This is a genomic window from Roseicyclus salinarum (assembly GCF_029624655.1).
GTDB classification, from domain to species: Bacteria; Pseudomonadota; Alphaproteobacteria; order Rhodobacterales; family Rhodobacteraceae; genus Roseibacterium; species Roseibacterium salinarum.
Map to the genome: position 1 here is coordinate 59,150 of NZ_JARRSA010000015.1, position 26,346 is coordinate 85,495.

Sequence of the window (26,346 nt, forward strand, 5' to 3'; positions counted from 1 at the left end):
GTCCGTGGCGTCACTCTGCCGCCTCGCGCCGGGGCGCGCCTTCGCCGTAGGGCACGTTGATCCCGCCGTAGCGGCGCACGCGGATGTTGCACTGCTCGGCATGGCCCACGAAGCCCTCCAGCATGCACAGCCGCGAGCCGTATTCTCCCACCAGCGTCGCCGCCTCGTCGGTGAGCACGCGCTGGTAGGAATGGGTCTTGAGGAACTTGCCCACCCAGAGCCCCCCGGTGTAGCGCCCCGCGCGTTTCGTCGGAAGCGTGTGGTTCGTGCCGATCACCTTGTCTCCGTTGGCCACGTTGGTGCGCGGTCCGAGGAAAAGCGCGCCGTAGTTCGTCATGTTCGCAAGGAACCACTCGTCCCGGTCGGTCATGACCTGCACATGCTCGTAGGCCATCTCCTCGGAGACGCGCAGCATCTCGTCATGGTCGGCACACAGGATCACGTCCCCGTAGTCGCGCCACGAGACCGAGGCCGTCTCTGCCGTCGGCAAGACGGCCAGAAGCCGCTCGATTTCGGCCATCGTCGCCTCGGCCAGCCTGCGCGACGTGGTGATCAGGCAGGCGGGCGAGTTGTAGCCGTGCTCGGCCTGCCCCAGAAGGTCCGTCGCCACCATCTCGGCGTCGACGGTATCGTCGGCGATCACCATGGTTTCCGTCGGACCGGCGAAAAGGTCGATGCCCACCCGACCGAACAGCTGCCTCTTGGCCTCGGCCACGAAGGCATTGCCGGGACCCACCAGCATGTCCACGGGCGCGATGCTCTCGGTGCCGAGCGCCATGGCGCCAACCGCCTGCACGCCGCCAAGGACGAGGATCTCGTCGGCGCCGCCCTCCTTCATCGCCGCCACGATGGCGGGATGCGGTGCGCCCCCGACCGGCGGCGCGGAGGCCACGATGCGCTTCACGCCGGCAACCTTCGCGGTAATGACCGACATGTGCGCCGAGGCGACCATCGGGAACTTTCCGCCCGGAACGTAGCAGCCGACCGAATTCACGGGAATGTTCCGGTGCCCCAGGATCACGCCGGGGAGCGTCTCGACCTCCACGTCCCGCATCGAGGATTTCTGGACCTCGGCAAAGCGGCGGATCTGGTCCTGTGCGAAACGGATGTCGGCCATCTCCCGGTCGGACACCTTCTGCATCGCCGCCTCGATCTCCGATGCGCTCAGCCGGAAGGCCCGGGGCTCGTATCCGTCGAACTTCGCCGACAGGTCACGGACGGCAGCATCGCCTCGCCTTTCGATGTCGGACAGGATGCCCTCCACGGTCGCGCGCACCTTCGCGTCGTCCTCCGCCCGCGCTTCCGCCGGTTTTCCGCGCTTGAGATACTCTGCCATGGCGTCCTCCCCGAAATGCCGTCAGGCAGGTGGCTAGCGGATTTTGCATACGAATGCAACAAGCGACGCGCACGCCATGGGCCCACGGCACGCCTGCCTCCGGGCTGCGTATTTGGGGAAAGATGAACCCCCTGCCCCTTCAGCTTTCCTGAAATACGCCGGGGAGCGCGAGGGGCGGCGCCCCTCGCATGACCGGGCGCCATCGGAGCGCCGTCAGTCCTGCAGGCCGCCGACCCAGTCCAGAACGAGGCCGGTCACCGGCACCGTCATTGCGGGGCTCACGATGTCTCCGGCGATCACGTGGCGGGACGGATCGACGCCGGAGCCCGGCAATTCCAGCGGCGCGAGCGTCACGTCGCCGCCCCAGCGCCCGGCCGCCCGACGCGTGGCGGCGGCCGAGACCACGCGGTCCCCATCGGAAAATATGAAAAGCGCCGGAGCCGTCGCGACCGAGAGATCGCGCGACCTCACCTCTCGAAGCAGCGCCCCCATGCGCACCAGCGCCGTCGTCGGGTAGCGTTCGGTCCAGTAGCGCGCCTGGCGCTCGTTCAGCGGCTCGAAGCCGCGCTCGCCCCCGAGGACGAGCCGCGTCCAGAGCCGGGCGAGGGGCCATTCGAGGATGCGGCCGCCCCGCGAGGCCACCGCGAAGTTCGGCGAGACGAAGACGAAGCCGGCCACGTCGGCGGCCATGTCGGGCTCGGTGGCAGCGAAAGCCGCCAGAGTTCCGCCCGTGGAGGTCGCGACGACGAGCACCCGTTCGCCCACGCCTCGCGCGATGTCGAGCATGAGGTCGGTATCGTCGATCCATTCGGTCGCGGTCGCCTCGCCCATGGCGGCGGCGCCGCGGCCGTGACCTGGCAGGCGGTTGAAGACGAGGTTCGCGCCCAGCGCCTCGGCGAGGCGGTCGGGGACGGGGCGTATCTCTTCCGAGCTTGCGGAGAAGCCGTGCAGGTAGAGGACGGCCCAGCGCGTGGCCTCGCCCGGCGCGCCGGCCCAGACGACGCGCGCCTCGGCGCCCGGAACGACGTCGCCCATGGCCGCTTCCCGCGCCGCGAGGATTGCGGGGTCGGCCGTGAGCGAGGCGGTGGCCGCCGCGCCACGGCCGGCAGGCTCGAGCGGGGCGAAGGCCCAGATGGCTGCGACAAGCGCGACCAGCGTCGCGACAGCGCGCGCAAGGACCCGCGCCGCTTTACGCACCGGCCAGCACCTCCTCCACCGTGCGGGTGATCGTGTCGAGGCAGGCCGGGTCGGAGAAGCGGTGATCGGCGCCCTTGACCAGCTCCAGCCTGACGTCGGCTCCGTCGATATGCTCGAGCAGCCGAAGCGCCACGTCCATACGGATGTCGGCGTCCGCCGTGCCCTGCAGCATCCTGACCGGCACGTCGAGCGGCAGGGGCGTGCGCAGCACGAGGTGATCGCGGCCGTCCTCGATCATCCTGCGGGTCACAATCATGTCCTCGCCGTACTCCGAGGCAAGCGCGACCTGCCCCTCGCTCATGCAGGCGGCACGCTGGTCGTCCGTCCACTCCGACCACATGCCGTCCTCGGTGAAGTCGGGGGCGGCGGCGATGGTGACGAGACCCGCCACCTTCTCCGGCATCCTCCGTGCCATCAGAAGGCTGATCCAGCCTCCCATGGACGAGCCGACGAGGACGACGGGCCCCTCGGTCAGGGCGGAGATCGCGGCCTCTGCATCCTCGGCCCAATCGCCGATGCATCCGTCGACAAAGCTTCCGCCGCTTGCGCCGTGGCCCGAATAGTCGAACCTCAGGAAGGCGCGGCCGGACCGGCGGGCCCAGTCCTCGAGGTGCACGGCCTTGGTTCCGGTCATGTCCGACCGCAGGCCGCCAAGGAAGACGACACCCGGCTCGCGACCCGAGAAGCGGTACCACGCAAGCCTCCGGCCCTGCTCGGTTTCAAGGTAGTTTGGTTCTGACATGGCGGCCTCCGGATTTCGCCGGGACCCTGCCCCGCGAGGTCGCGGCGCGCAATCCCCCGGCAGGCCCGCCGCAGGCGCGATGGGCGGGGTTGCGCGCATCGCGGACTGTCAGCGCTCGACCTCTTCGAGGCCGAGGGCCAGCACCGCGGCAAGGATGCAGAGCGCCGCGAACAGCGCCACGGGCAGGGCAGGGCCCACCATCGCGGCGAGCGCCCCGAAGGCTCCCGACGCGAGGAGCAGGATGCCGATCACCGTGTTCGAGACCGCGGCATAGCCCGCACGCGCGGTCTCGGGGGCCATGTCCACGAGGTGGGTGGAGCGCCCCGAGCGGACGCCGTGGTAGGCGAGCATCAGGCCGAACAGGCAGGCCGCGACGGGGAGGGCGCCCGCGAACAGGTCCGCCGAGCGAAGCGCGACCGCGGCGGCGAGTGCGGCCGCGCCAAGCAGCCCCGCGAAGATCAGGACCTTGCGGCTCGACCGGTCCGACAGGCGCCCCCAGACGTAGGACGAGGCGAAGGCGGCCACGGCCGAGGCGAGGACGAGCGCGCCGAGCTGCTCGAAGGGCGCGGCCGCGTCCCCGCGCGCCAGAAGCACGAGGAAGGGCGGCGCGAGGGCGGTGGCGGTCAGGCAGCCGCGCACCGCCACGAAGCGCGCGAGCTGCGGATCCTCGCGCAGGAGCGACAGGTGCCTCAGCGGATTGCCGGGGGAGGCCTCGGGCTCGGAGGCGGCCTCGTGCAGCGTCGCGAAAAGCGCGCCGGCCAGAAGCCAGAAGACCCCGGCCAGCGCGACGGCGCCGGTCACGAGCGCGAAGCGGTCGGCCGGCCCCGCCATCAGCAGGAGCGCGAAGGCCACCGTGCCGGCCGAGGCGATCGTGCCAGCAAGCCCCGTGACGGTGCCGCGCCTCGATTTCGCGACGGTCTTGCCCAGCACGTCCTTGAAACTGACCGAACAGAGGCTGCGGCAGATCGCGAGCGCGGCGAGACAGGCGCAGACCGCAAGACCGGCCGCCCACCCCGAAAGCGTCAGGGCCGCCGCCGCGATGCCGGCGGCGGCCACGCCCTGCCCCGCGCTGCCCGCGGCCCAAAGCCACTTGCGCCGCGCGACGGCCTGCACGCGACCGGCCACGGCGAGCTGCGGAAGAAGCGCGCCCGCCTCGCGGATCGGCACCAGAAGCCCGATGAAGACCGCCGGCACGCCCAGCGCCGTCAGAAGCCACGACAGGACCAGCTTGGGGTCGATGAGCCCGTCCGACAGTTTGGTCATCGACAGGCTTGCCGCCGCGCGCAGCGCGTTGCGCGGCTCGGCGCGGGCGGCGTCTGGCGAAAGGCCGCGCCCCTCTCCCGGACCGTCGGTGTCGAACGCCGCCTCGAACAGCGTTTCCTCGAAGCTCTCGCCCATGTCTCCCCTCCGCCTCTCCGGGCCCGTGCGGCGCCTCCGGCGGCAAGCTCATCCTGTGACCGGGGCGGTGGCATTGGACATATGGCCCGAGGACAGAAATCAAATCGGCGCCCCGAGCCCGGCCTGCACGCGGAGCGATGCGCGCCCGGTCTTGACGCCTTGCCCGGGTCCTGACATTTGAACCGCGACACATAACCCGCAACCGGGCGTTCCGTGGGCGCCAAACCGACGAGGAGATGGCCATGCCGGACGGCCAGCCGCAGATTTCCCTGACCCTTCCCGATGGCGCGAGCCGTTCCTATCCCGCAGGCGTGACGCCCGCGCAGGTTGCCGAGGACATTTCACCCTCGCTCGCCAAGAAGGCGATCAGCGCCACGGTGGACGGCAGGCACTGGGACCTGCAATGGCCGATCGAGGCCGATGCGGAGATCGCGCTTCACACGATGAAGGACGAGCGCCAGGCGCTGGAGCTGATCCGCCACGACCTCGCCCACGTCATGGCCCGCGCGGTGCAGGAGATCTGGCCGGACGTCCGCGTCACCATCGGCCCCGTCATCGAGAACGGCTGGTATTACGACTTCGACCGGAAGGAGCCCTTCACGCCGGAGGACCTCGGCCAGATCGAGGCGAAGATGCGCGAGATCATCAACCGCCGCGATCCCGTGACGACCGAGATCTGGGACCGCGAGCGGGCCGTGAAGTACTACGAGGCCAACAACGAGACCTACAAGGTCGAGCTGGTCGGCATGATCCCCGAGGATCAGCCGATCCGCATGTACTGGCACGGCCACTGGCAGGATCTCTGCCGCGGCCCGCACCTGCAACACACTGGCCAGCTTCCCGCCGACGCCTTCAAGCTGATGAGCGTCGCGGGCGCCTACTGGCGGGGCGACAGCGACCGCCCGATGCTTCAGCGCATCTATGGGGTCGGCTTCCAGAACCGCCAGCAGCTGAAGGATTACCTGACCTTCCTCGAGGAGGCCGAGAAGCGCGACCACCGCCGCCTCGGGCGCGAAATGGAGCTGTTCCATTTCCAGGAGGACGCGCCGGGCATGGTCTTCTGGCATCCCAACGGCTGGACGGTCTACCGGGTGCTCGAGGACTACATGCGCCGCAAGCTGACGCGCGCGGGCTATCAGGAGATCAGGACACCGCAGGTCGTGGACCGCAAGCTCTGGGAAGCCTCGGGGCACTGGGACAAGTACCGCGAGAACATGTTCATCACCGAGATCGACGAGGAACACGCCAACGAGAAGCGCGTGAACGCCCTGAAGCCGATGAACTGCCCCTGCCATGTGCAGGTCTACAACCACGGGCTGAAGTCCTACCGCGACCTGCCACTCCGGCTCGCCGAGTTCGGCTCCTGCCACCGCTACGAGGCGCATGGCGCGCTGCACGGGCTGATGCGGGTGCGCGGCTTCACGCAGGACGACGCGCACATCTTCTGCACCGAGGACCAGATCGAGGCCGAATGCGCGGCCTTCATCGACCTGCTGTCGGGCATCTACCGCGACGCGGGCTTCGAGAGCTTCGACATCAAGCTGTCCACCCGGCCCGAGACGCGCGTGGGCTCGGACGAGATCTGGGACAAGGCGGAGCAGGCGCTCGAGAAAGCGATCCTGTCGGTGCGCAACGACTACGAGATCGACCCCGGCGAGGGCGCGTTCTATGGCCCGAAGCTCGACTTCAAGCTGACCGACGCCATCGGGCGGGAATGGCAGTGCGGCACGTTCCAGGCGGATTTCAACCTGCCCGAGCGTCTGGACGCCACCTATATCGGCGCCGACGGCGAGAAGCACCGCCCCGTGATGCTGCACCGCGCGATCCTCGGCTCGTTCGAGCGCTTCATCGGCATCATGATCGAGAACTACGCCGGCCGCCTGCCGTTCTGGCTTGCGCCGCGCCAGGTCCTGGTGGCTTCCATCGTGTCCGAGGCCGACGCCTATGTCGGCGAGGCTGTGGCGGCGCTTCGGGAGGCGGGCCTGCGCGCCGAGGCCGACATCCGCAACGAGAAGATCAACTACAAGGTCCGCGAGCATTCCGTGGGCAAGGTGCCCGTGATCCTCGCCGTCGGCCGCAAGGAGGTCGAGGACGGCACGGTGACCGTCCGCAGGCTGGGCGAGAAGGAGACGCGGGTGCTTCCGCTTGCGGATGTCGTGGCGGACCTGAAGGCTGAGGCCGTTCCCCCCGACCTGCGCTGAGCCGGCCTGTGCCAACCCGGCGGGGTCTCAGACCTCCCGGAGCGCCGTGGCGATGTCGGTCACGACGGTCACGGCCAGCTCAGCCGGGAGGCTGCGCTGAAGGTCCTGCGCCGCCACGCCGCCCAGCAGGAGGCGGAACTCGTACGGCAGCGACCGCAATTCCCGGATCAGGTATTCGACGTGGTGCGGGCGGTCGTGGAAGCTCATGCTCAGCCCCACGGTTTCGGGACGCATCCGGCGCACCCGTTCCTCGACCTGGCGGCCGGGCGTGTCGAGAAGCAGGGTCACGTCCCAGTCCTCCTGCCGGAACGCCTCGGCGGCCAGAACGATGCCGAGGTTGTGCGCCTGCCCCGGAAGCGTCGCGAACAGCGCGAGCCGCCGTCCCGGCCTGCGCTTCCACGGTGCGTTCCGTTGTCCGAAGGTCTGGTTGAGGCGGAAGATCTGCGCGACCGCGACCGACATCTCGCCGAAGGAGGTCTCGTCGGCCTCCCACTTTTCGCCGAGGTGGCGGGCCGCGGCGGTCAGGATGCCGTCCGCGACGCCCGTATAGCCGGGCCGCCTGCGCTTCATCGTCCTCAGGATGCGCTCGGCCGCGCGGTAATCGCCGTCGGCAAGCAGGGCGCAGAAGCTGTCGAGGAACGCGGGCGAAAGATCCGCCTTCACGTCGCGATCCGCGAGCCGGCCCAGCGCTATCCGCGCGAGGCCTTCGACCGCGTCAGGGTTCGCGCCGCTGCGCCCCCCGCCTCCCCGTGGGCCGCCATCTTCCGACCGTGCCATCGCGATGTCCCTCCACCGCGGCCGATTCCCTCTCGTGTCGCCGCGGAATGTCAGGGTGAAGCCAGGCAGCCAGACGTCAAGCCATTCCTGCACAATTTCCATGCATGAACGGAACCGCCCCGCCGTCGCGGGGTCTCGTTTCAGAAATGCGCCTTCTCCTCGTCGGGCCGGCCCGCAGCGATGGCAAGGATGCCCGCGAGCCCGCAGAAGGCGATGGGAAAGATCGTGAACACGCCGATGCCGAAGGCATGATACATGCCTGCCGTCGCGACCAGCAGCAGGATGCCGCCCCAAAGCGCCCGAGCCCGCGCCATGGCCGCCCCGGCAATGGCCAGAAGCGGCGAAAGGATCGCCACCGTCCGGAAAAGCGCCGGATCCTCGACCTGCCGCGCGAGGTCGGGAACCTCGCCGAACCAGTCGACGAATGCGATGTAGCCGTAGACGAAGAAGCCGACGACCATGATCCAGAGGCCTCCGATCAGCCCCAGCACGAGTGCCGCGTTGCGCATGTGCCTGTCCTTCCAATGTCTCCCGTGACCTTGACATAATCGCTCGCACCGCCGTGCCCAAGGGCGCGCGTGCGTCCATGTCCGGTGAAACAATGGCCCCGTTTCCCCCTCTGCCAGCGCGTAGGGGCCAAGGCGGGCGGCGCGCGGCGTCAGGCAGCGCTCGGCGGATCGCTTTGTTTCGGATGGCTTTTTTCACGGCCTGCCCATCTCACGAAAGCTGACGCAGCGTAACGGTGCCGTGCGACACGTCGCTGTGACTGGCCCGTTACCGAACGGATCGCGCACCTTCGACACAGCGGCGCCGCGAGTGTCGCCCACCCGGTTCAACCCAAAAGGGAGCTTCGTGAGACCCATGACCACCGCAACCAGATCCTTCGCCCTTCTCGGCGCCGTCGCCGCCGCCGTGACCGCCCATGGCGTGACCGACGCGCAGGCGCAGGAAAACGAGAAATGCTTCGGCGTCAGCCTCGCCGGCGAGAACGACTGCGCAGCCGGGCCCGGCACGACCTGCGCCGGCACCTCGACCGTCGACTACCAGGGCAACGCCTGGACGCTCGTTCCCGCCGGCACCTGCGCCGACATCGAGCTGCCCGGAGACCGCATGGGCGTGTCCGAGGGCGAGCTGATGGCGAACGGCTACGACGGCATCGCACGCGACCTGCCCGAGGGCACGGATGCGTCGAACTACATGCCGACCACCATGTGAGCCCTGCCGCCCCGGCCGGCGCGATCCGGTCGGGGCGCACACGCCCGATCCGCCCCAGCAAGGGACAAGAGGCCCATGTTCGACACGACCCCACCCTCCGCCCTTCCCGCAGCCGCCGGCGTCGGTTTCAAGGCGCGGCACTTCGCGGAGCTGATGACCGACCCCGGTCCCGTGAGCTGGATCGAGGTTCATGCCGAGAACTACATGGGCGACGGCGGCCGCCCCCTCGCGCAGCTTCGCGCGCTGGCCGAGCGGATGCCCGTCTCGGTCCATGGCGTGGGCCTGTCGATCGGCGGCGAGCGCCCGCTCGACCGCGATCACCTCGCCCGCCTGCGTCGCCTCGTGGACTGGCTGCAACCCGCCAGCTTCTCCGAGCATCTCGCGTGGTCCACCCACGACACCGGCTTTCTGAACGACCTTCTTCCCCTGCCCTATACCGCGCGCACGCTTGCCCGCGTCGTCGAGCACGTCGGCCGCGTGCAGGACGCGCTCGGCCGCAGGATGCTTCTGGAGAACCCGTCGAGCTACCTCGCCTTCGCCGAGAGCGAGATGGACGAGGTGACGTTCCTCGCCGAGGTCGCGCGGCAGAGCGGCTGCGGCCTGCTGCTCGACGTGAACAACGTCTTCGTCTCCGCGACGAACCAGAACAGTGACGCGCGCGCCTACATCGACGCCTTCCCGCTTCATGCCGTGGGCGAGATTCACCTCGGCGGCCATGACACCGACGCGGACGACCACGGCGCGCCCCTGCTCATCGACAGCCATGCGCGCCCCGTCGTCGATCCGGTCTGGGCACTCTACGCCCATGCCCTCGCCCGGGGCGGCCCGCGTCCGACGCTGATCGAATGGGACACCAACGTGCCCGACTGGCCGCTGCTGCGCGCGGAAGCGGCGCGCGCGGCATCCCTTCTGACCCCGGCGGAGGCCTGACCCCATGTCCCCGACCGTCTCGCAGAGCATGTTTGCCGGCGCGCTTCTGGACCCCGCGCGCGCCGCACCGGCGGGCCTGACCGACGCGCGGGGCCGGCCCGCCGGACGCCGCTTCGACGTCTACCGCAACAACGTCGCGTCAAGCCTCGCCGAGGCGCTCGGCACCGGGTTCCCCGTGGTCCGGCGTCTGGTCGGGGCCGAGTTCTTCCGCGCCATGGCCGGCGTCTTCCTGCGCGAGCATCCACCCGAGGATCCGCGCCTCCAGCTTTGGGGCGGGCGCTTTCCCGGCTTCCTCGTCCGTTTCGAGCCCGTGGCCCACCTGCCCTACCTCCCCGACATGGCGCGGCTGGAGCTTGGGCTGCGGCAGTCCTACCACGCGGGCGACGCGCGCCCCCTGCTTCTCGCGGGCCGCGACCCGGCCGAGGTTCTGGACCTGCGTCCGCGCCTCGCGCCCGCCACGCTGATCCTGCCCTCGCGCTTTCCGGTCCTGTCGATCTGGCGGAGGAATTCAGGCGACGCGGGCCTCACCATCGGGCGGGGGCCCGAATGCATCCTGATCTCGCGCGCGGGCTACGACCCCGAGCCGCGCCTCTTGCCCGAGGGCGGCCGCACTCTCGCCCGTCATCTCAAGGGCCGGCTGACGCTGGCCGAGGCGCTGACGGCCACCCAGGCCGCCGAGCCGGACGCGGATATCGCGGGCCTGATGCGGCTTTTCCTCGGCCCCGGCATTCTGACCCTGCAGGAAGGATCCTGACCCATGCGACAGCTCATCGAGCTCCACGACCGCGCCTTCGCAGCACTCGAGGCCACGGCCCACTGGACGATCCCCACGCTCGCCCGGCTCGTCTTTGCGGGGACGCTACTGGTGCATTACTGGAATTCCGGCCTCACCAAGTGGGGCTCAGGACCGTTCAGCCCCGACCTCGGCGCCTACGTCCAGATCCTGCCCCGCGCCTTCGAGGCGGCCGGGTTCGATCCCTCGGGGCTGGGGCCGCTGGCCACGCCCATCGTCATCCTCGGCACCTGGGCAGAATTCGCGCTGCCCGTCCTGATCGTAGCGGGCCTGTTCACCCGCCTTGCGGCCCTGGGGATGATCGGCTTCATCGCCGTTCAGACGTGGGTGGATGTCGTCGGCCACGGCGTGGGGGGCGACACGCTCGGCGGCTGGTTCGACACCGGCGCGGCGTCCCTCGCCGATGTCCGCGCGTTCTGGATCTTCCTTCTGGTCGTCCTCGTCCTGCGCGGCGGCGGGCCGGTCTCGCTCGACGCGGCGGCGCGGCGTCAGAGAAGTGCAGCCCTCACGGCCGCGTCCCACCCGAGGTGAAGCGTTCCCTGCGCGTCGATCACGGGCCGCTTCATGAGGGTCGGATGCGCGGCGAGGAGCGCGTCGGCGGGGGCCGCGCGCTCGGCCTCCGACAGGCCCCGCCACGTCGTCGAGCGCGTGTTCACCGCCCGATCACCGAAGGCTTGCAAAAGGCGCTCGCGCATCGCTGCGTCCAGCGGCGTCTCGCGCACGTCCACGAACTCCACCTCGCGCCCCGCCGCCTTAAGCGCCCCCAGCGCCTTGCGGCAGGTGTCGCAGGTCTTCAGACCGTAGAGGATCATTCCAGCCTCGCACAAATTTCGGTTGCTGCTGCGCAAATTAGCGCCTGCGCCGCGGGGCGCGGGAAATTGAGTCTTGTAATGAACGATGATTCCGCCACCATCAAGCGCGTGACGACAGGTCTTTCCCTGTGAACCGCCCTCTCGAGAAGGCAGCAAAAGCGGTCACACGGACCCTGCTGCACCGGAGCGCCGCGAAGACGCGGGCGCGGACTGTGACTTGAGAAGGAAATACCGATGCCGACGGGCACCGTTAAATGGTTCAACACCACTAAAGGCTACGGATTCATCGCCCCCGACGATGGCGGGAAAGACGTCTTCGTGCACATCTCCGCCGTGGAACAGGCCGGAATGACCGGCCTGCCCGACAACACGAAGGTCAGCTACGAGCTTCGAGAAGGCCGGGACGGCCGCGCCTCGGCTGTCGAACTCAGCAAGGTCTGAATACGCTTTCGGGCCGGCCGGCGCGGGCCCCGCGTCGGCCGGCGCCCGTCCGGTGGCGGTGCGAGGCGCAGCCACGCCGCGCGGATGGGCCGCGCAGCCCTAGCCCGTGACCGCGCGGGCCACCAGCACCCCGCCCCATGCCGCGCCGGCCGTCAGGACGGTGCCCCATGTCAGATCGACCGCCACCATCTGCGGATGCCAGTCGCGCATCACCGCCCATGACGTCAGCTCGTAGGTGCCGTAAGCCACGAAGCCCAGGATCGCGCCGTTCAGAAGCGCCATCTGCGGCGCGCCGTCGCGCAGCGCCGGGACCGAGGCGAACCAAAGGATGCCCAGCATCATCACGAGGTAGAACAGGACCGCCGGCACGAGACGGAAGCCGCCTTCGTAAAGCTGGTCGCCGAGGTGTCTGGCGAAGATCGGCTGGACCACCGCGCGCAGCATGAGCGCGTCGGCCACGAGGAAGATGACCGAGGTGGCGAGGAAGAGGACGACGTAGGACATGGGCGCTCCGGTTCGGGGACGAGGCGAGAGGTAGGGCCTCGGATGCCCCTGTCGAGGTGGCGCGAAGGCATCGGGTCACGCCCCGCACGGGCACCGCCCACGGCCGCCGTCCGAAACGAAAAAAGACCCCGAGAGGGGCCTTTTTCCGTCATGTCGGGCGCGTCATGCCTTGCGGTTGCGGCGCCAGCCCATCGCGCCGAGCAGCGCGATCGCGGGGGCCAGCAGGCCCAGCGACGCGGGCACCGGAACCTCGCTCAGCGAGACGTCGTCGATGAACCCGCCCAGCGTGTTCTCGGTCCCGCCCGCGAGGAAGGTGATGCCGTAGTCGTTGTCGGTCCCGTCGACGTAGAACCGGTAGCTGACCGGCAGCCACGTCGAGATCTGCGAACGCGTGCCGTTCTCCTCGCCGATCAGGTTGGTGCCGACCGCTTCGCCTGCGCCATCGACGAAGACCGAGATCAGGTTGTCGTTCGCCGTGTTGGTCCGGGGAAGGTAATACCACGTCAGATTGTACCAGCCCGCGGTCAGGCTTACGGTGCGCGTCATGGACGAGTTCGTGCCCGAAGCCGTTCCGTCGCCGCCGCGTGCCGTGTCGCTGTCGAGCTCCACATACTGCACGCCGCTGTAGGCGCTGACGCCGCCGACGGCGCCGGTTCGCTGAACCTCGATCCCGGTTCCGCTGTTGGAGGACCACGCTCCGAACCCGTCGGCATAGACCTGCCAGTTCGAGGTGTTCGAGGGCGTTTCGAAATCATCGAAGAAAATGACAGATGCCGATGCGGCCGATGCCACCGTCATGGCGAGAACCGCCGGCCCCAATCCGAGGCCCGTGGCTTTGAGACTATTATGAATCATGACAAACTCCTTGCTGCCTCATCTAGACCTCATTTTCGCCACGATTGCCAGAAGTCAGTTCCACCTCCCCTCCCCAGGCGCGGAAATTGACTGTTTCACGATAGACCAGCCGGCCTTTGCACCGGCCGGGCCCAAGCGCGGTCCAGGGTACCTGGCCGGGAGAGAGCGGCGTGAAGCCGCTGGAACGGCAATGCGAGGGACACGCCCCCGCAAGTCCGGGATGACCGGCGACGGCGCGCGGTCGGCCCGTTATCCGCCGGTCCGTCCATCGGTGGCGCAGACGTCGCCCTCCGAGGCTATTGCGAAGGCAAAATCCTTGTAGGTGTTTCCCACGGCAACGCCAAAGATGCTCGGTCGTGTCAAATGGAACGCGTTTGCAAGAAGACACTCCCCCGCAAGGAGCATCGGAGCGAGCCGCCCGGAATGCGCCTGAACGATCAACCTGTAGGTGGGGCCATCCAAGCCTTCCGAGGCAGCAGCATTTGCCATTGCGAGATGTCCCCGGACCGTGACGCGCCGCGCATCCCACGGGTAAGTTGGGACCGCGTCACCCAATGCGGACATGACCAGAGGCGCACTTCTTGCTTCGAAAACAAGCCGACCGTTCGTAGGCAAACCGTCCAGCGCATCGAGGAAACCCGCAGCGTTGCGTCCGTTCTGAAGGTTGAGAACGCTCATCGCGCCCGTTCTCGCCAAGGCGATGGAGGAGGTCAGTGCCAGAACGGCCATGCTGCCGATGACGGCGCTCCTTGCGATCATGAAAAAACGGCGCTGCCGCTCCAGCAAGTCGACAAGCACCAACGGTGTCAGCGCAAGCAGGTTGTAAACCGTTGACGGATCACGGATCGCAAACAGCCAGATCGACACCACGAACATCGCCAGAAGAACCGAAGACAACGCTTGCCCTCGCTGGAAACGGGACAAGGCGAGGATCAGGGCCAGAACGATGGTCAGCACCGACATCGGAAATTCAGTCAACCTTATAAAACAGTCGATGAATTGGCCATCACTCCGCAATACGACCACCGTCCCGTGCGTTGCCACTCCCCGGATCCACTCGAATGGGTTCAATCCCGCGAGGAAGAGGGTCAGAGCCCCCGCCAGGAGCGGAACGACAACGCAGAGCCTGGCGATGTGGTAAAGAAGATCGCGACCAACCGGAAAATCGTCGGCACGGCGCAGCATCATCAAAATACCGATCATGAACCCGGCCACCGGACTTGTCACGGCCAGCAGGGCAAGGACCAAGCCGTCGAGGATCAGCCGATCGGCCCGCTCGAAAAGAAGCAGGTAAGCCAAAATCAGCCCAGACAGCAGCAATTCCGGTCTGCCTGCCTGATACACGAAGAGCGCGCCCAATATCGGGACGCAAAGGATCGCGGCGGACATGCCGAACCGCTTCACTATGAACCACGCATAGCCTCCAAGCATCGCAAGAGCGAGGACATGCGCGGAAAGCTTGATATGCGCGTAGCCTGCAAGCGGCTGCAATGCCCCGAGAAGAAGCGGGGTCAGCCAGCCATGCCAAATCAACTCCCCGTTCGGATTATCAGGAACAGGCGTCGCAAATGGATGGAAAAGCATCCCCGTTTCCGAGTAGGCCCAGGATATCGGAAAGAACCAATTCTCGTCGCCCGAGGTAATTGCCACGCCGTAGACATCTTCGAGCATCAGGCAAAGCAGTACGAGAAAACACAGGCCAAGAACTGACGCAAACGCAAACCTGAGCACCATTTAACCGGATTACCTTTTTCGCGACATCATGAAATCAACGGTATCGCAATATATTCCGCTTTTCCATCTACCCAAACACCTCCTCGAACTCCCGCCATTCCCCCTTGCTCATGCCGGACGTCTCCTGCGTCACCGTCTCGCCCGCAAGCCTGCGGCGCAGGACCTCGACCCCCTTCGCCGATAGCGACACGCCGCCCATCCGGTAGTCCTCGAAGGCGCCGTAGGCCGCCGGCACCCAGTCCTTCACCATGTCGCAGATCGCCTCGGCATAGACGCGGATCTCGTATTGCGCGTGCGCGTCCGACCGAAGCCGCAGGAAGTGGAACAGGTTGTGCAGGTCCGTCTTCCAGTACCATTGCGTGTAGATGTTGGCCGGCAGGTTCATCCGGGCAAGCTCGCGGGCGAGGCCCTGCTGGCCCTCCTGGCTCAGCATCTCCTCGTAATGGTCGTAGGACCGCGCCGCGTCGCCCTTGAGCATCTCAAGGACGCGTGCGGCCTCCTCGCCCTGCAGCGTGTCGCCCCGGCCCTGGTTGTTCACGGTGGACTGTGCGGCCAGCGCGTCGGGCTCGGGGATGTAGAACTCGCGGTCGAGGATCGAGTAGCGGGCGGAGTACTCGTTCACGTTGGCGGTGCGGTGGCGGATCCACTGGCGCGCGACGAAGACCGGCAGCTTCACGTGCAGCTTGATCTCGCACATCTCGAAAGGCGTGGAGTGCCAGTGCCGCATGAGGTAGCGGATGAGCCCGCTGTCGTCCCGCGCCTTCTTCGTGCCCGCCCCGTAGGACACCCGCGCCGCCTGCACGATCGCCGCGTCGTCGCCCATGTAGTCGATGACCCGCACGAAACCGTGGTCGAGCACGGGATGCGCCTTGTAGAGATGCGCCTCCATGCCGGGGGCGACGGCGCGCAGGGTGGGTTGCGGATTGGCCCGGGCGGCCTCGATCTCGGCGAGCTGGTCTTGGGTGAGCGGCATGGACACGGCCTTTCGGGTCTGGGGGGGATTCGCGCGCGGCTTCGCCCCAGATTTTGCATCAGGCGGCCTATCAACCGCAAGATGCTGGGCCGATGCGGCCCGAGACCCCTGGCGGCGCGAATTTTCCGCCGAGACCGGGCTGTTCCGGCGGACGCTTCGCGCTAACCTGCGGGACAGGTTTCAGGGAAAGGGAGATCGAGACATGGGTATCCGCTATCTGCACACGATGGTCAGGGTGAAGGATCTGGAGACCTCGATGGCCTTCTACCAGCTTCTCGGCCTGCGCGAGACGCGGCGCTCGGAGAACGAGAAGGGGCGCTTCACGCTGGTGTTCATGGCGCCGCCCGGACAGGAGGACTGCCCGGTGGAGCTGACCTACAACTGGGACGGGGACGAGGGGCTGCCGTCGGACAGCCGCCATTTCGGCCACCTCGCCTACCAGGTCGACAACATCTACGAGACCTGCAGCCACCTGATGGACAACGGCGTGACGATCAACCGCCCGCCGCGCGACGGGCGTATGGCCTTCGTGCGCTCGCCCGACAACATTTCCATCGAGCTGCTGCAGGAGGGCGAGGCGCTGGCCCCGGCCGAACCCTGGGCCTCGATGGAAAACACGGGCCATTGGTGAGGTGAGGCGCGCGGCCTCCCTCGTCCTCGCGGCGCTGGCCGGACTGGCCGGCCCTGCGGCCGCGCAGGAGCAGTGCCGCCTAGCCCTGCTGCTCGGGCTCGACGTCTCGGCGTCGGTGGACGAGACCGAGTACCGGCTGCAGATGGACGGGCTCGCCGCCGCGCTCATCAACCCCTCGGTGATCGAGGCGGCGCTGTCGGGCAACGGCGCCGTCGCGATCTCGATCTACGAATGGTCGGGGCGGTTCCAGCAGGACCTCCTGATCGACTGGACCTTCGTCAGGAGCGAGGCGGACCTTGTGGGGATCGCCGAAAGGGTGATCGGAGCGACCCGCAGCCACGAGGATTTCCCGACCGCCATCGGCTACGCGCTCGGCTATGCCGCGACGCACCTGCAGCGCGGGCCAGACTGCCTGTTCCGCACGGTGGACATCTCCGGCGACGGGCAGAACAACGACGGCTTCCCGCCCCTCGCGGCCTACGAGCATTTTCCCTTCGACGGGGTGACGGTGAACGGGCTCGCCATCGGCGGCGCCTCGCGCGGGATCGAGGACTACTACCTCGCCGAGGTCATCCACGGGCCCGGCGCCTTCGTGGAATACGCCGCCGACCACGAGGATTTCGAGGAAACGATGCGCCGCAAGCTGGAACGCGAGCTCAGGGTGATGATCCTCGGGGCGGCCGGGGACTAGGCGCGCGCGGTGCCCCGTCAGCTGACCGGCAGAAGCGCCGCGCCGACGCGGCGGCCCTCGGACAGAAGCACGTTGTAGGTCCGGCAGGCGGCCGCGCTCGCCATCGGCTCGACGCCGATGCCAGCGTCCTCCAGCGTCTTGCGGAAGGCCGGGGGCGGGTGCGCGATCGCGTCGCCCGTTCCCACGATCAGGAAATCGATGCTGCCGGCCGCCGCGAGGATCGGCTGCACCGCCTCGTAGCCGTCCCAGCGCGATGTCGCGCCGGGCAGGATGAGGGCCGCTCCCTCAACCACGGCGCCGTTCACCCGGAAGTAGCCCGGCCCGTATCCGTCGACGGGCGCCCCGGTTCCGAAATCGACCTCGGTGATGCGCATGGCAGGATCTCCCAGTCCTTCAACTCCAGATCGGCAGCGCGGCAAGCCCCGCCGCCCCGATCAGACCATAGGCGAAACGGCGGTAGAACCCAGCCCTCTCGGGACGAAACAGCCGTGCACCGGCCCAGGTTCCAGCCGCGTAAGGCACCAGAAGCACGAGGCCAAGCCACAGCGCGAAGGGCATCAGAAGCCCCTGAAGCCAGAGCTGAGGCACGAAACTGAGCGAGGTCAGCGTCAGGAACACGGCGAGGTTCCCTCGCGTGACCGCGACCGGCTGGCCCCCGGCGCCGAGGTTGAACAGGATGACCGGCGGACCGTTCAGGCCCGTGCTGCCGCCGGTCAGGCCCGCAAGGGCGCCGACCACGAGCTTCGGGCCGGCCCCTGCCCCCACCGGCAGCCGGAAACCGGCCACGAGGGCCGCGAGCGTGCCCAGCGTGACGAGCGAGATCGCGGTGCGGATCGCCGTCTCGGGCGCGAGGCGAAGCGCGGCGACGCCAAGCGGCGTGAAGACGAGGCAGGCCGCGATCATCACGCCCACGCCGCGCTTCTCTGCCACCTTCCACGCCCCCGGCACCACGGTCACGAGCGACGCCAGCGCCGACAGCGAGAAGGCGGCAACCGCGACCGGCGGCGGGACGAACAGCGTGGCCAGCGGCATGAAGACGAGGGCCGAGCCGAAGCCCGCGAAGCCGTAGACCAGCCCCGCCACGAGCGAGGCGAGACAGACGAGGGGCAGGCCGGGATCGACGAGGACGGCCCCGAGGGCCTCAGGCATCGATGTTGGCGAACTGCGTCCCTGCACCGCCGCCCGACGAGGGTTTGGACCAGTCGCGCTTCACGCCGATCATCAGGACCACGTTCTTGGCGACGTAGATCGACGAATAGGTGCCGACGATCACGCCCCAGAAGATCGCGAAGACGAAGCCCCGGATCACGTCGCCGCCCAGCACCAGAAGCGCCACGAGCGCCAGAAGCGTGGTGCCCGACGTCATGAGGGTCCGGCTCAGCGTCTCGTTGGCCGACAGGTTCATCACGTCGCGCAGGTCGCGCTGCTTGTACTTCACGAGGTTCTCACGCAGCCGGTCGAAGATCACCACGGTGTCGTTGATCGAGTAGCCGATGATGGTCAGCAGCGCGGCGATGGTCGCAAGGTCGAAGCGGATCTGCAGCAGGCTGAAGACGCCGATGGTCAGCACCACGTCATGCACCAGCGCGGCCACGGCGCCGATCGAGAACTGCCATTCGAAACGCAGCCAGATGTAGACCAGGATCGCGGCGAGCGAGGCGCCGACCGCGATCAGGGCCGTCATGATCAGCTCTCCCGAGACCTTGGGGCCGACGGATTCGACACTCGGGAAGGTCATCGCGGGATAGACGCCGCGCAGCGCGTCCTGCACCGCCTGGATCGTCTCGGGCGTGACGCTTTCCTGGCCCTCCTGGGCCTGGATGCGGATCATCGCGACGTTCTGGTCGGCGTCGAAAGTCGGGTCGAAGACCTCGGTGATCGAGATGTCGCCCAGCTGCAGCGGAACCAGCGCGTCGCGGTAGGCGGCGACGTCCACGGGCTCGGACGCCTCGGTGCGGATCGTCGTGCCGCCGAGGAAGTCGATGCCGAAATTCAGACCCATCGCAAGCCAGATGCCGATGGACAGCACCATGGCCACCAGCGACGCGCCGAAGGTCAGGCGCGCGTACTTGAAAAAGTCGATGTTGGTCTCGTCGGGAACCAGTCTCAGGCGCATCTCAGACCTCGATCTTCTTCGGACGTGCCCGGTCGAACCAGGTCACGATGAACAGGCGTGTGACGTAGATGGCGGTGAAGACCGACGTCAGGATGCCGATCCCCAGCGTCACCGAGAAGCCGCGCACCGGGCCGGAGCCCAGCGTGAAGAGGATCACGGCGATGATGAAGGTCGTCAGGTTGGCGTCCACGATGGCCGACAGCGCGCGGGAATACCCCAGCTCGATCGCGCGCGCCGGGCCCTTGGCGCTCTTCATTTCCTCGCGGATACGCTCGAACACGAGCACGTTGGCGTCAACGGCCATCCCGATGGTCAGAACGATGCCCGCGATCCCCGGCAGCGTCAGCGTCGCGCCGATCAGGCTGAGGACCCCGAAGATGAGGCCCACGTTCAGCACGAGCGCGAAGCTCGCGAAAAGGCCGAACAGGCCGTAGCTCAGGATCATGAACGCCAGCACGGCGACGAAGGCGACAAGCGCAGCCGTTTCGCCGGCCGCGATGGAATCCGCGCCAAGCTCGGGGCCGATCGTTCGTTCCTCGAGGAACGTCATCTCGGCCGGCAGCGCACCGGCCCGCAGCAGGACGGCGAGGTCGGTCGAGCTTTCCACCGTGAAGTTGCCCGAGATCTGCCCCGAGCCGCCGGTGATCGCCTGCCGGATCACGGGGGCCGAGATCACTTCCTCGTCCAGCACGATGGCGAAGGGCGCGCCCACGTTCGCGGCGGTGTATTCCCCGAAGGCGCGCGCCCCCGTGGGGTTGAACCGGAAGGTGACGACGGGCTGCCCGGATTGCTGGTCGAAACCGGGCTGGCTGTCCACAAGGTCGTCACCGGTGACGACGGGCGTTTCCTCGAGGATGTAGAACACGCCGTCTTCGTCGAGCGACGGAAGGACGATCTGGCGCGGCTCCACGCGCTCGTCGGCGCTGTCGGCGCGGCCCACGACCGGATGGAAGGTCAGGCGCGCCGTCGTGCCGATCAGGTCCTTCAGCTCCTGCGCCGAGCCGATGCCGGGCACCTGGATCAGGACACGGTCCTGGCCCTGCCGCTGGATCGTGGGTTCGCGCGTCCCCGCCTCGTCGACGCGGCGGCGCACGATCTCGACGGATTGCTGCATGGTGCGGTTGTCCGTCGCCTCGCGCTCGGCCTCGGACAGCGTGACGACCAGCGTGTCGCCCTGCCCCGAGACGTCCAGCGACGAGGCGCCAACGCCCGTCAGGCCGGACACCGGCTGCGAAAGCGCCCGGACCGCCGACACCGCCTCGGCCAGGCCCTCGGGCTGGCTCACGCGGACGTGCAGTTCGCCCGGAGGCGCGTCGACCCGGCGGATCGTGCCGACCGTGGCGCGCAGCTCGCGCAGGCTGTCGCGCACCTCGGGCCACAGCGCGTCCATCCGCGCCTCGTAGACATCCTGGACCCGCACTTCGGCCAGAAGATGCGCGCCTCCGCGCAGGTCGAGCCCGAGGTTGACCAGCGTGGAGGGCAGGAAGTCCGGCCATCCGGCCAGCGCGGCCGCGTTCTCGTCCGTGACGACGCCGGTCGTCTCGACCTCGGCGGCGGCGTCGTTGTACTGTTCGACCCGCTCGTAGAACAGGTTCGGCATCGCGAAGGCGAGGCCGGCCAGAAGCACCAGAACGATGAGCATCCGGTTCCAGATCGGGATTTGCAGCATGGCGCGCGTGACCTCTGGGCGTCGGGTCGGAACGGGGCCGAACGTGCCCCGTCACGTCAGTCTTCGGCGGGTTCGGTCTTGGAGCGGACCTGAGCGATGGTCGGGCGCAGCACGCGGACCTTCACGCCCTGGCTCAGCTCGACCTCGACCTCGTTGTCGTCCTTGACCTTGGTGATCTTGCCGATCAGGCCGCCCTGGGTCACGATCTCGTCGCCCCGGCGCAGGGCCTGGACCATCGCCTGATGCTCCTTCACCTTTTTCTGCTGCGGCCGGATGAGCAAGAAATACATGATCGCGAAAATCAGGATCAGCGGTACGAACTGGGCGAAGGCTTCCATCGGTGTCCTCTGTTGTCGTGTCAGGGGCGAACCCTGCATTGGCCGGTTGTCGCGGTTTGGGCCGTCCTTCCGGCCCCGGTTGTCCCCCCGGGCCCGAAAGTCGCGGCACCGTAATTGCGAGGTCCCGGGAAGGCAAGGCGACTGCGCTCACGGCCAAATGGCGGCTGCGCAGGCGCGGCGCAAGCGGGAAACCGGCGTCATGCGCCGAAATGCCCATGCGACGCTCCGCGCTTGGCCCTTGCCCTGGCGGCGGGTAAGCGTGGCGTCATGACGAGAATGCTCATCGCAGCCCTGGCCCTTCTGGCCCTCGCCGCGCCGCGTGCGGCGGCGCTCGACCCCACGGCGCTTCCGGGCCTCGCGCCACGCTCGGCCGAGGTGTCGCTGGCGGCTGTGGCGCGCCTGCGGGCAGCATCGCGCGCGGCGGGGGGCTGCACCGCCGTCCTGATCGCCCCCGACCTCGCCCTGACGGCCGGCCACTGCGCGCGCGGGGCCGTCAGCGGGGCGGACGCCATGCAGCTGATCTTCCGCCCCGACCGCAGGCCGCCCGCCTTCCGCGTCACGGTGCGCGGCGTGGCCTTCCACGCGGACAACGACCGCGGCCCCCTGACGGCGCGCAACGCCCACGCCGATCTCGCGCTCCTGCAACTGGCCGTGCCGGTGCCGCCGGAGGTCGCGCGGCCGATCCCGCCGGGCGCAGGCGCGCAGGCGGGCCGCGTTGCGATCTACGGCTACGTCAACGGCGGGGCCGAGGTCCTGCGCGGGCATCCCGCCTGCCGCCTCGGCACCCTGGCGCCCGGACTTTTGGGCAGCGACTGCCGCGTGGTCTCGGGGCTTTCGGGCTCGCCCGTCCTGTCGGGCGGGCCCGGCGACTGGCGGCTCGAGGGGATCGCCGTCGCCACGGTCGGCGGCGGAGAGCTGCGCGCCTTCATCGCCGACGTGGTGCCTTGGCCCGAGTTCGCCGGCCCCTACGCGCTGGACGCGCCGCCAGCCCCGCAGGCAGCCCCGCAGGCAGCCCCATAGGCAGCCCCCCTTCCGCAGTGCCGCAAACTTCGCCATAAGCGCGCCTCGAAAGACACGCCAGCGACGAGGCCCCTGATGCACGACATCCGCGCCATCCGCGAAAACCCTGCCGCCTTCGACGCCGCGCTCGCCCGGCGCGGCGTGCAAGCGCAATCGCCCGCCATCCTCGCCCTCGACGAAGAGCGGCGCGGCTGCATCCAGAAGGCCGAGAGCGCGCTCGCCGAGCGGAACGCGGCCTCGCGGGAGGTCGGACAGGCGAAGGCGGCGGGCGACGAGGCCGGATTCGAGCGCCTGCGCGCTCTGGTCGCGCAGAAGAAGGACGAGATCGCCCGCCTCGAGGAGGAGGCCAAGGCGAAGGACGAGGCGCTGCGCGAGCTGCTCGCGGGTATCCCCAACCTGCCCTACGACGACGTGCCCGAGGGCGCGGACGAGGCCGGCAACGTCGAGATCCGCCGCTGGGGCGCGCCGCGCGACTTCGACTTCACCCCGAAAGAGCACTTCGAGATCGCCGCCGCCGGGCCGGGCCTGGACTTCGAGGCCGCCGCGAAGCTTTCGGGCTCGCGGTTCGTGGTGATGTCGGGCGCGGTCGCGCGCGTCCACCGCGCGCTTGCGCAGTTCATGCTCGACGTCCACACGACCGAGAATGGCCTGACCGAGGTGAATGGCCCGGTCATGGTGCGCGACGAGGTCATGTACGGCACCGGCCAGTTGCCCAAGTTCGGCGAGGACAGCTACCGCACCACGAACGGCTGGTGGCTGATCCCGACCTCCGAGGTGTCGCTGACCAACCTGGTGGCGGGCGAGATCGTGGAGGAGGGCCACCTGCCCCTGCGCTACACCGCCCATTCGCTGTGCTTCCGCTCCGAGGCCGGATCGGCGGGCCGCGACACGGCCGGGATGCTCCGCCAGCACCAGTTCGAGAAGGTCGAGATGGTGTCGATCACCCATCCCGACACATCAGACGACGAGCAGAAGCGCATGTTGCGCTGCGCCGAGGGGATCCTCGAGCGGCTCGGCCTGCCCTACCGCACGGTGGTGCTGTGCACGGGCGACATGGGCTTCGGCGCGCGCCGGACCTACGACATCGAGGTCTGGCTGCCGGGACAGGACACCTACCGCGAGATCTCCTCGGTCTCGACCTGCGGCGATTTCCAGGCGCGGCGGATGAACGCGCGCTTCCGCCCCGAGGGCGGCGGCAAGCCCGAATTCGTGCACACGCTGAACGGGTCGGGCCTTGCTGTGGGGCGCTGCCTGATCGCGGTCCTCGAAAACGGGCAGGAAGCCGACGGCTCGGTGGTTCTGCCCGAGGCGCTGCATCCCTATCTCAACGGCAGGACGCGCATCACGCCCGAGGGACGCCTTGCCTGACCCGACCCCGCTCGAACGCCCGGATGACCCAAGGGACACCGCGAAACTGAAGGCGGTGCTGGTCCTCGTGGCCGCCCTCGCCTTCGCGGCGTCGCCCTTCGTCGTGGAGCCCTTTACCGGCTTCGACCCCGCGCAGATGCCGGTTCCGGTGGACGACCCGCCGATCCAGCCCGCGGGCTGGGCGTTCTCGATCTGGGGGGTGATCTACCTGTGGCTCGTGGCCTCCGCGGGCTACGGCCTCGTCCGGCGCGACACCGACGCGGGCTGGGACCGCACGCGCTGGCCGCTTTTCGCAAGCCTCGCCGTCGGCGCCTCGTGGCTTGCCGTGGCCGGGCTGGCGCCCGCGACGGCGACCTTCCTCATCTGGGTCATGCTGGCTGGCGCGCTTCTGGCGCTGCGCGCGGCGCCCGCGCGGGACGGGGCATGGCTCGCGCTTCCCTTGGGCCTCTATGCGGGCTGGCTCACTGCGGCGAGCTGCGTCGCGCTTGCCAACGTGGCGGCGGGCTACGGGCTGGGCGGGGTCGTCGCGCTCAGCTGGGCGGGACTTGCGCTCGCGGTGGGGATCGCGGTCATGGCGGCGCTGTCGCTGCGCGTCGTGACCTATCCGCTCGCCGTGGGCTGGGCGCTTTTCGGCATCGTGGTGGCGAACGCGGCCGCCGCTCCGGCCTATGCCGCGGCCGCAGGCGCCGGTGCGCTCGCGATGCTGTGGCTCGCGTGGCGGGACAGGCGCGGCGCCGCCTGAGACCGCAGCCCCGGCATCCGGGCAACGGTCGGCGGCACCACGGCGCGCGGTCCGGCAGTCGCCTTGCCCACGCTCCGGGCAGCCGCTACACGCGGAACAGAGCAGTCCGCCGATGCCACAAGGGGCCGTGAATGCGCATCCTCATCACCAACGACGACGGGATCAACGCACCCGGCCTCGAGATCCTGCGCGCCATCGCGGAGGAGGTCGCGGGCCCCGGCGGCGAGGTCTGGACCGTCGCGCCCGCCTTCGAGCAGTCGGGCGTCGGCCACTGCATCTCCTATGTCCACCCCACGATGATCGCCGAGCTTGCGCCCCGCCGCTACGCCGCCGAGGGCTCTCCGGCCGATTGCGTGCTCGCCGCCCTGAACGACGTGCTGGCCGACGCGCCACCGGACCTCGTGCTGTCCGGCGTGAACCGGGGCAACAACGCGGCCGAGAACGTGCTTTACTCCGGCACCATCGGCGGCGCGATGGAGGCGGCGCTGCAGGGCCTGCCCGCGATCGCGCTGAGCCAGTATTACGGGCCCGGGAACGCGGGCCTCGACAACGCCTTCGAAGCGGCGGCTGCGCATGGCGCGGGGCTGGTCCGCCAGCTCTGGGAACAGGGGCATTGGGACCGCTCCGACTACCGCGTGTTCTACAACGTGAACTTTCCGCCGGTCGCGGCCGCGGACGTGCGCGGCACGCGGGTGACCGCGCAGGGCTTCCGCCGCGGCGCGGGCTTCTCGATGCAGCCCCATGTCGCGCCGAACGGGCGCCGGTTCCTGTGGATCACGGGCGGGCCGCAGAACATCCCGACCGAGCCGGGAAGCGACGCGCACGCGAACCTCGAAGGCTACATCTCGGTCACGCCGATGCGCGCGGACCTGACCGCCCACGAGGCGATCGAGGGACTGAAGGCGGCCCTCGAATGACGCATTCCGTGCAGGGCCCCGCAACGATGGACCGCCGATGATGGACGATGCCGAGCGGAAGATGCAGTTCCTGTTCCAGTTGCGCCAGAAGGGCGTGACCGACAGCCGTGTCCTTTCGGCCATGGAGCGCGTCGACCGCGGCGCCTTCGTGCGCGGCCATTTCGCCGACCGCGCCTACGAGGACATGCCGCTGCCGATCCCGTGCGGGCAGACGATCAGCCAGCCCTCCGTCGTGGGCCTGATGACGCAGGCGCTGGACGTGCAGCCGCGCGACACCGTGCTCGAGATCGGCACGGGCTCGGGCTACCAGGCCGCCGTCCTGAGCCATCTCGCGCGGCGCGTCTACACGATCGACCGGCACCGGGGCCTGACCCGGGCGGCGGAGGTGCTGTTCACCGGGCTGGGCTATTCCAACATCGTCGTGCTGACCGGGGACGGAAGCTTCGGCCTGCCCGAACAGGGACCTTTCGACCGCATCCTCGTGACGGCGGCCGCCGAGGACCCTCCGGGCCCCCTGCTGCGGCAGCTGAAGGTGGGAGGCGTCATGGTGGTGCCAGTGGGGCAGTCGGATACCGTCCAGAGCCTGATCCGCGTGACGCGCTCGGAGGCGGGGTTCGACTACGACGAGATCCTGCCGGTGCGTTTCGTGCCGCTGGTCGAGGGGCTGGCGGAGGACTGAGACGTCGCCTTCGGGGGCCTTCGGGGGCCTTCGGGGGCCTTCGGGGGCCTTCGGGGGCCTTCGGGGGCGCGGGGCTGGAAAGCGGGCGCGGCTCGGGTATAAACGGACGGAGGTCAGCAGCGAGCGCTCATGCGGGCGCCGGACAAGGTGGGATCGGATGTCAGCAGGCGACGACACGACGAGACTGGACGGAACGCGGCAGGACCGGTGGCGGCCGCGCGCGGCGCCGGGACACGCGGCGCAGAGGGCTGCCGCGTCGGGCGGCCC

General features: G+C 68.9%; 29 protein-coding genes. 13 read left to right on the top strand and 16 right to left on the bottom strand.

Going from position 1 to position 26,346, the window contains the following annotated elements; genetic code table 11:
- Positions 1 to 10 precede the first annotated feature (10 nt).
- The 4 genes from hisD to P6F26_RS11840 form a co-directional block, all read right to left on the bottom strand.
- Positions 11 to 1,336, bottom strand: coding sequence for a histidinol dehydrogenase (hisD, locus tag P6F26_RS11825; protein WP_278028895.1), 1,326 nt, complete (start codon positions 1,334 to 1,336; stop codon positions 11 to 13).
- Between the two features lie 213 nt (positions 1,337 to 1,549).
- A complete protein-coding gene (locus P6F26_RS11830) occupies positions 1,550 to 2,533 on the bottom strand; it encodes an alpha/beta hydrolase (RefSeq protein ID WP_278028896.1) in 984 nt (327 codons plus the stop codon).
- The gene (locus tag P6F26_RS11835; RefSeq protein WP_278028897.1) at positions 2,526 to 3,275 is read right to left on the bottom strand and encodes an alpha/beta hydrolase; all 750 of its coding nucleotides are present in this window, start codon (positions 3,273 to 3,275) and stop codon (positions 2,526 to 2,528) included. Before P6F26_RS11835 ends, P6F26_RS11830 begins: the two co-directional genes overlap by 8 nt.
- A gap of 108 nt (positions 3,276 to 3,383) precedes the next feature.
- Positions 3,384 to 4,673, bottom strand: a complete 1,290-nt coding sequence (locus P6F26_RS11840; RefSeq protein WP_278028898.1) for an MFS transporter — start codon at positions 4,671 to 4,673, stop codon at positions 3,384 to 3,386.
- Positions 4,674 to 4,915: 242 nt separating this feature from the next.
- On the opposite strand from P6F26_RS11840, the gene thrS reads away from it, so the two are divergent.
- Positions 4,916 to 6,874: a threonine--tRNA ligase gene (gene thrS, locus P6F26_RS11845; protein WP_430736743.1), complete on the top strand. Its 1,959-nt coding sequence runs from the start codon at positions 4,916 to 4,918 to the stop codon at positions 6,872 to 6,874.
- 27 nt (positions 6,875 to 6,901) lie between these two features.
- On the opposite strand, the gene P6F26_RS11850 is transcribed toward thrS, so the two are convergent.
- Together P6F26_RS11850 and P6F26_RS11855 are read right to left on the bottom strand one after the other, a co-directional pair.
- The gene (locus P6F26_RS11850) at positions 6,902 to 7,651 is read right to left on the bottom strand and encodes a cobalamin B12-binding domain-containing protein (RefSeq protein WP_278028900.1); all 750 of its coding nucleotides are present in this window, start codon (positions 7,649 to 7,651) and stop codon (positions 6,902 to 6,904) included.
- A gap of 140 nt (positions 7,652 to 7,791) precedes the next feature.
- Positions 7,792 to 8,160 carry a hypothetical protein gene (locus tag P6F26_RS11855; protein ID WP_278028901.1) on the bottom strand — a complete coding sequence of 123 codons (369 nt, stop codon included), beginning with the start codon at positions 8,158 to 8,160 and terminating at the stop codon, positions 7,792 to 7,794.
- Between the two features lie 352 nt (positions 8,161 to 8,512).
- Here P6F26_RS11855 and P6F26_RS11860 point away from each other — a divergent pair, with 352 nt between their 5' ends.
- The 4 genes from P6F26_RS11860 (at position 8,513) to P6F26_RS11875 (ending at position 11,120) form a co-directional block, all read left to right on the top strand.
- Positions 8,513 to 8,866: a BufA1 family periplasmic bufferin-type metallophore gene (locus P6F26_RS11860; RefSeq protein WP_278028902.1), complete on the top strand. Its 354-nt coding sequence runs from the start codon at positions 8,513 to 8,515 to the stop codon at positions 8,864 to 8,866.
- Between the two features lie 75 nt (positions 8,867 to 8,941).
- Complete coding sequence (bufB, locus tag P6F26_RS11865; protein ID WP_278028903.1) at positions 8,942 to 9,796, top strand: MNIO family bufferin maturase; 855 nt, start codon at positions 8,942 to 8,944, stop codon at positions 9,794 to 9,796.
- Between the two features lie 4 nt (positions 9,797 to 9,800).
- Entirely contained in the window at positions 9,801 to 10,550 is a 750-nt protein-coding gene (locus P6F26_RS11870; RefSeq protein ID WP_278028904.1) for an HvfC/BufC N-terminal domain-containing protein, read from the top strand.
- A gap of 3 nt (positions 10,551 to 10,553) precedes the next feature.
- Complete coding sequence (locus P6F26_RS11875) at positions 10,554 to 11,120, top strand: DoxX family protein (RefSeq protein ID WP_278028905.1); 567 nt, start codon at positions 10,554 to 10,556, stop codon at positions 11,118 to 11,120.
- On the opposite strand, the gene P6F26_RS11880 is transcribed toward P6F26_RS11875, so the two are convergent.
- Entirely contained in the window at positions 11,078 to 11,401 is a 324-nt protein-coding gene (locus P6F26_RS11880) for an arsenate reductase family protein (protein WP_278028906.1), read from the bottom strand. The two genes, P6F26_RS11875 and P6F26_RS11880, sit on opposite strands and share 43 nt — an antisense overlap.
- Before the next feature lie 234 nt (positions 11,402 to 11,635).
- Here P6F26_RS11880 and P6F26_RS11885 point away from each other — a divergent pair, with 234 nt between their 5' ends.
- On the top strand, positions 11,636 to 11,842 hold the full coding sequence (locus P6F26_RS11885) for a cold-shock protein (protein ID WP_278028907.1): 207 nt from the start codon (positions 11,636 to 11,638) through the stop codon (positions 11,840 to 11,842).
- Between the two features lie 99 nt (positions 11,843 to 11,941).
- Here P6F26_RS11885 and P6F26_RS11890 read toward each other — a convergent pair whose 3' ends face one another.
- The 4 genes from P6F26_RS11890 to thyX form a co-directional block, all read right to left on the bottom strand.
- On the bottom strand, positions 11,942 to 12,346 hold the full coding sequence (locus tag P6F26_RS11890) for a DUF2177 family protein (RefSeq protein WP_278028908.1): 405 nt from the start codon (positions 12,344 to 12,346) through the stop codon (positions 11,942 to 11,944).
- A gap of 162 nt (positions 12,347 to 12,508) precedes the next feature.
- Entirely contained in the window at positions 12,509 to 13,201 is a 693-nt protein-coding gene (locus P6F26_RS11895; protein ID WP_278028909.1) for a hypothetical protein, read from the bottom strand.
- A gap of 249 nt (positions 13,202 to 13,450) precedes the next feature.
- A complete protein-coding gene (locus tag P6F26_RS11900) occupies positions 13,451 to 14,935 on the bottom strand; it encodes a hypothetical protein (RefSeq protein WP_278028910.1) in 1,485 nt (494 codons plus the stop codon).
- A 67-nt stretch (positions 14,936 to 15,002) separates the two neighbouring features.
- The gene (thyX, locus tag P6F26_RS11905; protein ID WP_278028911.1) at positions 15,003 to 15,908 is read right to left on the bottom strand and encodes an FAD-dependent thymidylate synthase; all 906 of its coding nucleotides are present in this window, start codon (positions 15,906 to 15,908) and stop codon (positions 15,003 to 15,005) included.
- Between the two features lie 202 nt (positions 15,909 to 16,110).
- Between thyX and P6F26_RS11910 the strand changes: the two genes are divergently transcribed.
- Positions 16,111 to 16,539 carry a VOC family protein gene (locus P6F26_RS11910; protein WP_278028912.1) on the top strand — a complete coding sequence of 143 codons (429 nt, stop codon included), beginning with the start codon at positions 16,111 to 16,113 and terminating at the stop codon, positions 16,537 to 16,539.
- 1 nt (position 16,540) lies between these two features.
- The gene (locus tag P6F26_RS11915; RefSeq protein WP_278028913.1) at positions 16,541 to 17,230 is read left to right on the top strand and encodes a DUF1194 domain-containing protein; all 690 of its coding nucleotides are present in this window, start codon (positions 16,541 to 16,543) and stop codon (positions 17,228 to 17,230) included.
- 17 nt (positions 17,231 to 17,247) lie between these two features.
- Here P6F26_RS11915 and P6F26_RS11920 read toward each other — a convergent pair whose 3' ends face one another.
- From P6F26_RS11920 to yajC, 5 genes are read right to left on the bottom strand one after another with little or no spacing between them, the layout of a single operon-like run.
- On the bottom strand, positions 17,248 to 17,604 hold the full coding sequence (locus P6F26_RS11920; RefSeq protein WP_278028914.1) for an Mth938-like domain-containing protein: 357 nt from the start codon (positions 17,602 to 17,604) through the stop codon (positions 17,248 to 17,250).
- 19 nt (positions 17,605 to 17,623) lie between these two features.
- Positions 17,624 to 18,379 (bottom strand): sulfite exporter TauE/SafE family protein, encoded by a 756-nt coding sequence (locus tag P6F26_RS11925; protein WP_278028915.1) that lies wholly within the window; start codon positions 18,377 to 18,379, stop codon positions 17,624 to 17,626.
- The gene (gene secF, locus P6F26_RS11930) at positions 18,372 to 19,346 is read right to left on the bottom strand and encodes a protein translocase subunit SecF (protein ID WP_278028916.1); all 975 of its coding nucleotides are present in this window, start codon (positions 19,344 to 19,346) and stop codon (positions 18,372 to 18,374) included. Before secF ends, P6F26_RS11925 begins: the two co-directional genes overlap by 8 nt.
- Before the next feature lies 1 nt (position 19,347).
- On the bottom strand, positions 19,348 to 21,015 hold the full coding sequence (secD, locus tag P6F26_RS11935; protein WP_278028917.1) for a protein translocase subunit SecD: 1,668 nt from the start codon (positions 21,013 to 21,015) through the stop codon (positions 19,348 to 19,350).
- A 56-nt stretch (positions 21,016 to 21,071) separates the two neighbouring features.
- Entirely contained in the window at positions 21,072 to 21,353 is a 282-nt protein-coding gene (gene yajC / locus P6F26_RS11940; RefSeq protein ID WP_278028918.1) for a preprotein translocase subunit YajC, read from the bottom strand.
- Positions 21,354 to 21,620: 267 nt separating this feature from the next.
- Between yajC and P6F26_RS11945 the strand changes: the two genes are divergently transcribed.
- The 5 genes from P6F26_RS11945 to P6F26_RS11965 all read left to right on the top strand — a co-directional run bounded on the left by P6F26_RS11945 (position 21,621) and on the right by P6F26_RS11965 (position 26,079).
- Entirely contained in the window at positions 21,621 to 22,373 is a 753-nt protein-coding gene (locus P6F26_RS11945; RefSeq protein ID WP_278028919.1) for a trypsin-like serine peptidase, read from the top strand.
- Positions 22,374 to 22,448: 75 nt separating this feature from the next.
- Entirely contained in the window at positions 22,449 to 23,741 is a 1,293-nt protein-coding gene (gene serS / locus P6F26_RS11950) for a serine--tRNA ligase (protein ID WP_278028920.1), read from the top strand.
- Positions 23,734 to 24,483: a hypothetical protein gene (locus P6F26_RS11955; RefSeq protein ID WP_278028921.1), complete on the top strand. Its 750-nt coding sequence runs from the start codon at positions 23,734 to 23,736 to the stop codon at positions 24,481 to 24,483. The genes serS and P6F26_RS11955 overlap by 8 nt, the downstream gene beginning before the upstream one ends.
- A 131-nt stretch (positions 24,484 to 24,614) precedes the next feature.
- Positions 24,615 to 25,400 carry a 5'/3'-nucleotidase SurE gene (gene surE / locus P6F26_RS11960; RefSeq protein WP_278028922.1) on the top strand — a complete coding sequence of 262 codons (786 nt, stop codon included), beginning with the start codon at positions 24,615 to 24,617 and terminating at the stop codon, positions 25,398 to 25,400.
- A 40-nt stretch (positions 25,401 to 25,440) separates the two neighbouring features.
- Positions 25,441 to 26,079: a protein-L-isoaspartate(D-aspartate) O-methyltransferase gene (locus P6F26_RS11965; RefSeq protein ID WP_430736744.1), complete on the top strand. Its 639-nt coding sequence runs from the start codon at positions 25,441 to 25,443 to the stop codon at positions 26,077 to 26,079.
- Positions 26,080 to 26,346 lie beyond the last annotated feature (267 nt).

Excerpts from the sequence above, each read along its gene's own strand:
- hisD (WP_278028895.1), bottom strand. The coding sequence starts at position 1,336 with ATGGCAGAGTATCTCAAGCGCGGAAAACCGGCGGAAGCGCGGGCGGAG.
- P6F26_RS11835 (WP_278028897.1), bottom strand. The coding sequence starts at position 3,275 with ATGTCAGAACCAAACTACCTTGAAACCGAGCAGGGCCGGAGGCTTGCG.
- P6F26_RS11840 (WP_278028898.1), bottom strand. The coding sequence starts at position 4,673 with ATGGGCGAGAGCTTCGAGGAAACGCTGTTCGAGGCGGCGTTCGACACC.
- thrS (WP_430736743.1), top strand. The coding sequence starts at position 4,916 with ATGCCGGACGGCCAGCCGCAGATTTCCCTGACCCTTCCCGATGGCGCG.
- P6F26_RS11850 (WP_278028900.1), bottom strand. The coding sequence starts at position 7,651 with ATGGCACGGTCGGAAGATGGCGGCCCACGGGGAGGCGGGGGGCGCAGC.
- P6F26_RS11855 (WP_278028901.1), bottom strand. The coding sequence starts at position 8,160 with ATGCGCAACGCGGCACTCGTGCTGGGGCTGATCGGAGGCCTCTGGATC.
- P6F26_RS11860 (WP_278028902.1), top strand. The coding sequence starts at position 8,513 with ATGACCACCGCAACCAGATCCTTCGCCCTTCTCGGCGCCGTCGCCGCC.
- bufB (WP_278028903.1), top strand. The coding sequence starts at position 8,942 with ATGTTCGACACGACCCCACCCTCCGCCCTTCCCGCAGCCGCCGGCGTC.
- P6F26_RS11870 (WP_278028904.1), top strand. The coding sequence starts at position 9,801 with ATGTCCCCGACCGTCTCGCAGAGCATGTTTGCCGGCGCGCTTCTGGAC.
- P6F26_RS11875 (WP_278028905.1), top strand. The coding sequence starts at position 10,554 with ATGCGACAGCTCATCGAGCTCCACGACCGCGCCTTCGCAGCACTCGAG.
- P6F26_RS11880 (WP_278028906.1), bottom strand. The coding sequence starts at position 11,401 with ATGATCCTCTACGGTCTGAAGACCTGCGACACCTGCCGCAAGGCGCTG.
- P6F26_RS11885 (WP_278028907.1), top strand. The coding sequence starts at position 11,636 with ATGCCGACGGGCACCGTTAAATGGTTCAACACCACTAAAGGCTACGGA.
- P6F26_RS11890 (WP_278028908.1), bottom strand. The coding sequence starts at position 12,346 with ATGTCCTACGTCGTCCTCTTCCTCGCCACCTCGGTCATCTTCCTCGTG.
- P6F26_RS11895 (WP_278028909.1), bottom strand. The coding sequence starts at position 13,201 with ATGATTCATAATAGTCTCAAAGCCACGGGCCTCGGATTGGGGCCGGCG.
- P6F26_RS11900 (WP_278028910.1), bottom strand. The coding sequence starts at position 14,935 with ATGGTGCTCAGGTTTGCGTTTGCGTCAGTTCTTGGCCTGTGTTTTCTC.
- thyX (WP_278028911.1), bottom strand. The coding sequence starts at position 15,908 with ATGCCGCTCACCCAAGACCAGCTCGCCGAGATCGAGGCCGCCCGGGCC.
- P6F26_RS11910 (WP_278028912.1), top strand. The coding sequence starts at position 16,111 with ATGGGTATCCGCTATCTGCACACGATGGTCAGGGTGAAGGATCTGGAG.
- P6F26_RS11920 (WP_278028914.1), bottom strand. The coding sequence starts at position 17,604 with ATGCGCATCACCGAGGTCGATTTCGGAACCGGGGCGCCCGTCGACGGA.
- P6F26_RS11925 (WP_278028915.1), bottom strand. The coding sequence starts at position 18,379 with ATGCCTGAGGCCCTCGGGGCCGTCCTCGTCGATCCCGGCCTGCCCCTC.
- secF (WP_278028916.1), bottom strand. The coding sequence starts at position 19,346 with ATGCGCCTGAGACTGGTTCCCGACGAGACCAACATCGACTTTTTCAAG.
- secD (WP_278028917.1), bottom strand. The coding sequence starts at position 21,015 with ATGCTGCAAATCCCGATCTGGAACCGGATGCTCATCGTTCTGGTGCTT.
- yajC (WP_278028918.1), bottom strand. The coding sequence starts at position 21,353 with ATGGAAGCCTTCGCCCAGTTCGTACCGCTGATCCTGATTTTCGCGATC.
- P6F26_RS11945 (WP_278028919.1), top strand. The coding sequence starts at position 21,621 with ATGACGAGAATGCTCATCGCAGCCCTGGCCCTTCTGGCCCTCGCCGCG.
- serS (WP_278028920.1), top strand. The coding sequence starts at position 22,449 with ATGCACGACATCCGCGCCATCCGCGAAAACCCTGCCGCCTTCGACGCC.
- surE (WP_278028922.1), top strand. The coding sequence starts at position 24,615 with ATGCGCATCCTCATCACCAACGACGACGGGATCAACGCACCCGGCCTC.
- P6F26_RS11965 (WP_430736744.1), top strand. The coding sequence starts at position 25,441 with ATGGACGATGCCGAGCGGAAGATGCAGTTCCTGTTCCAGTTGCGCCAG.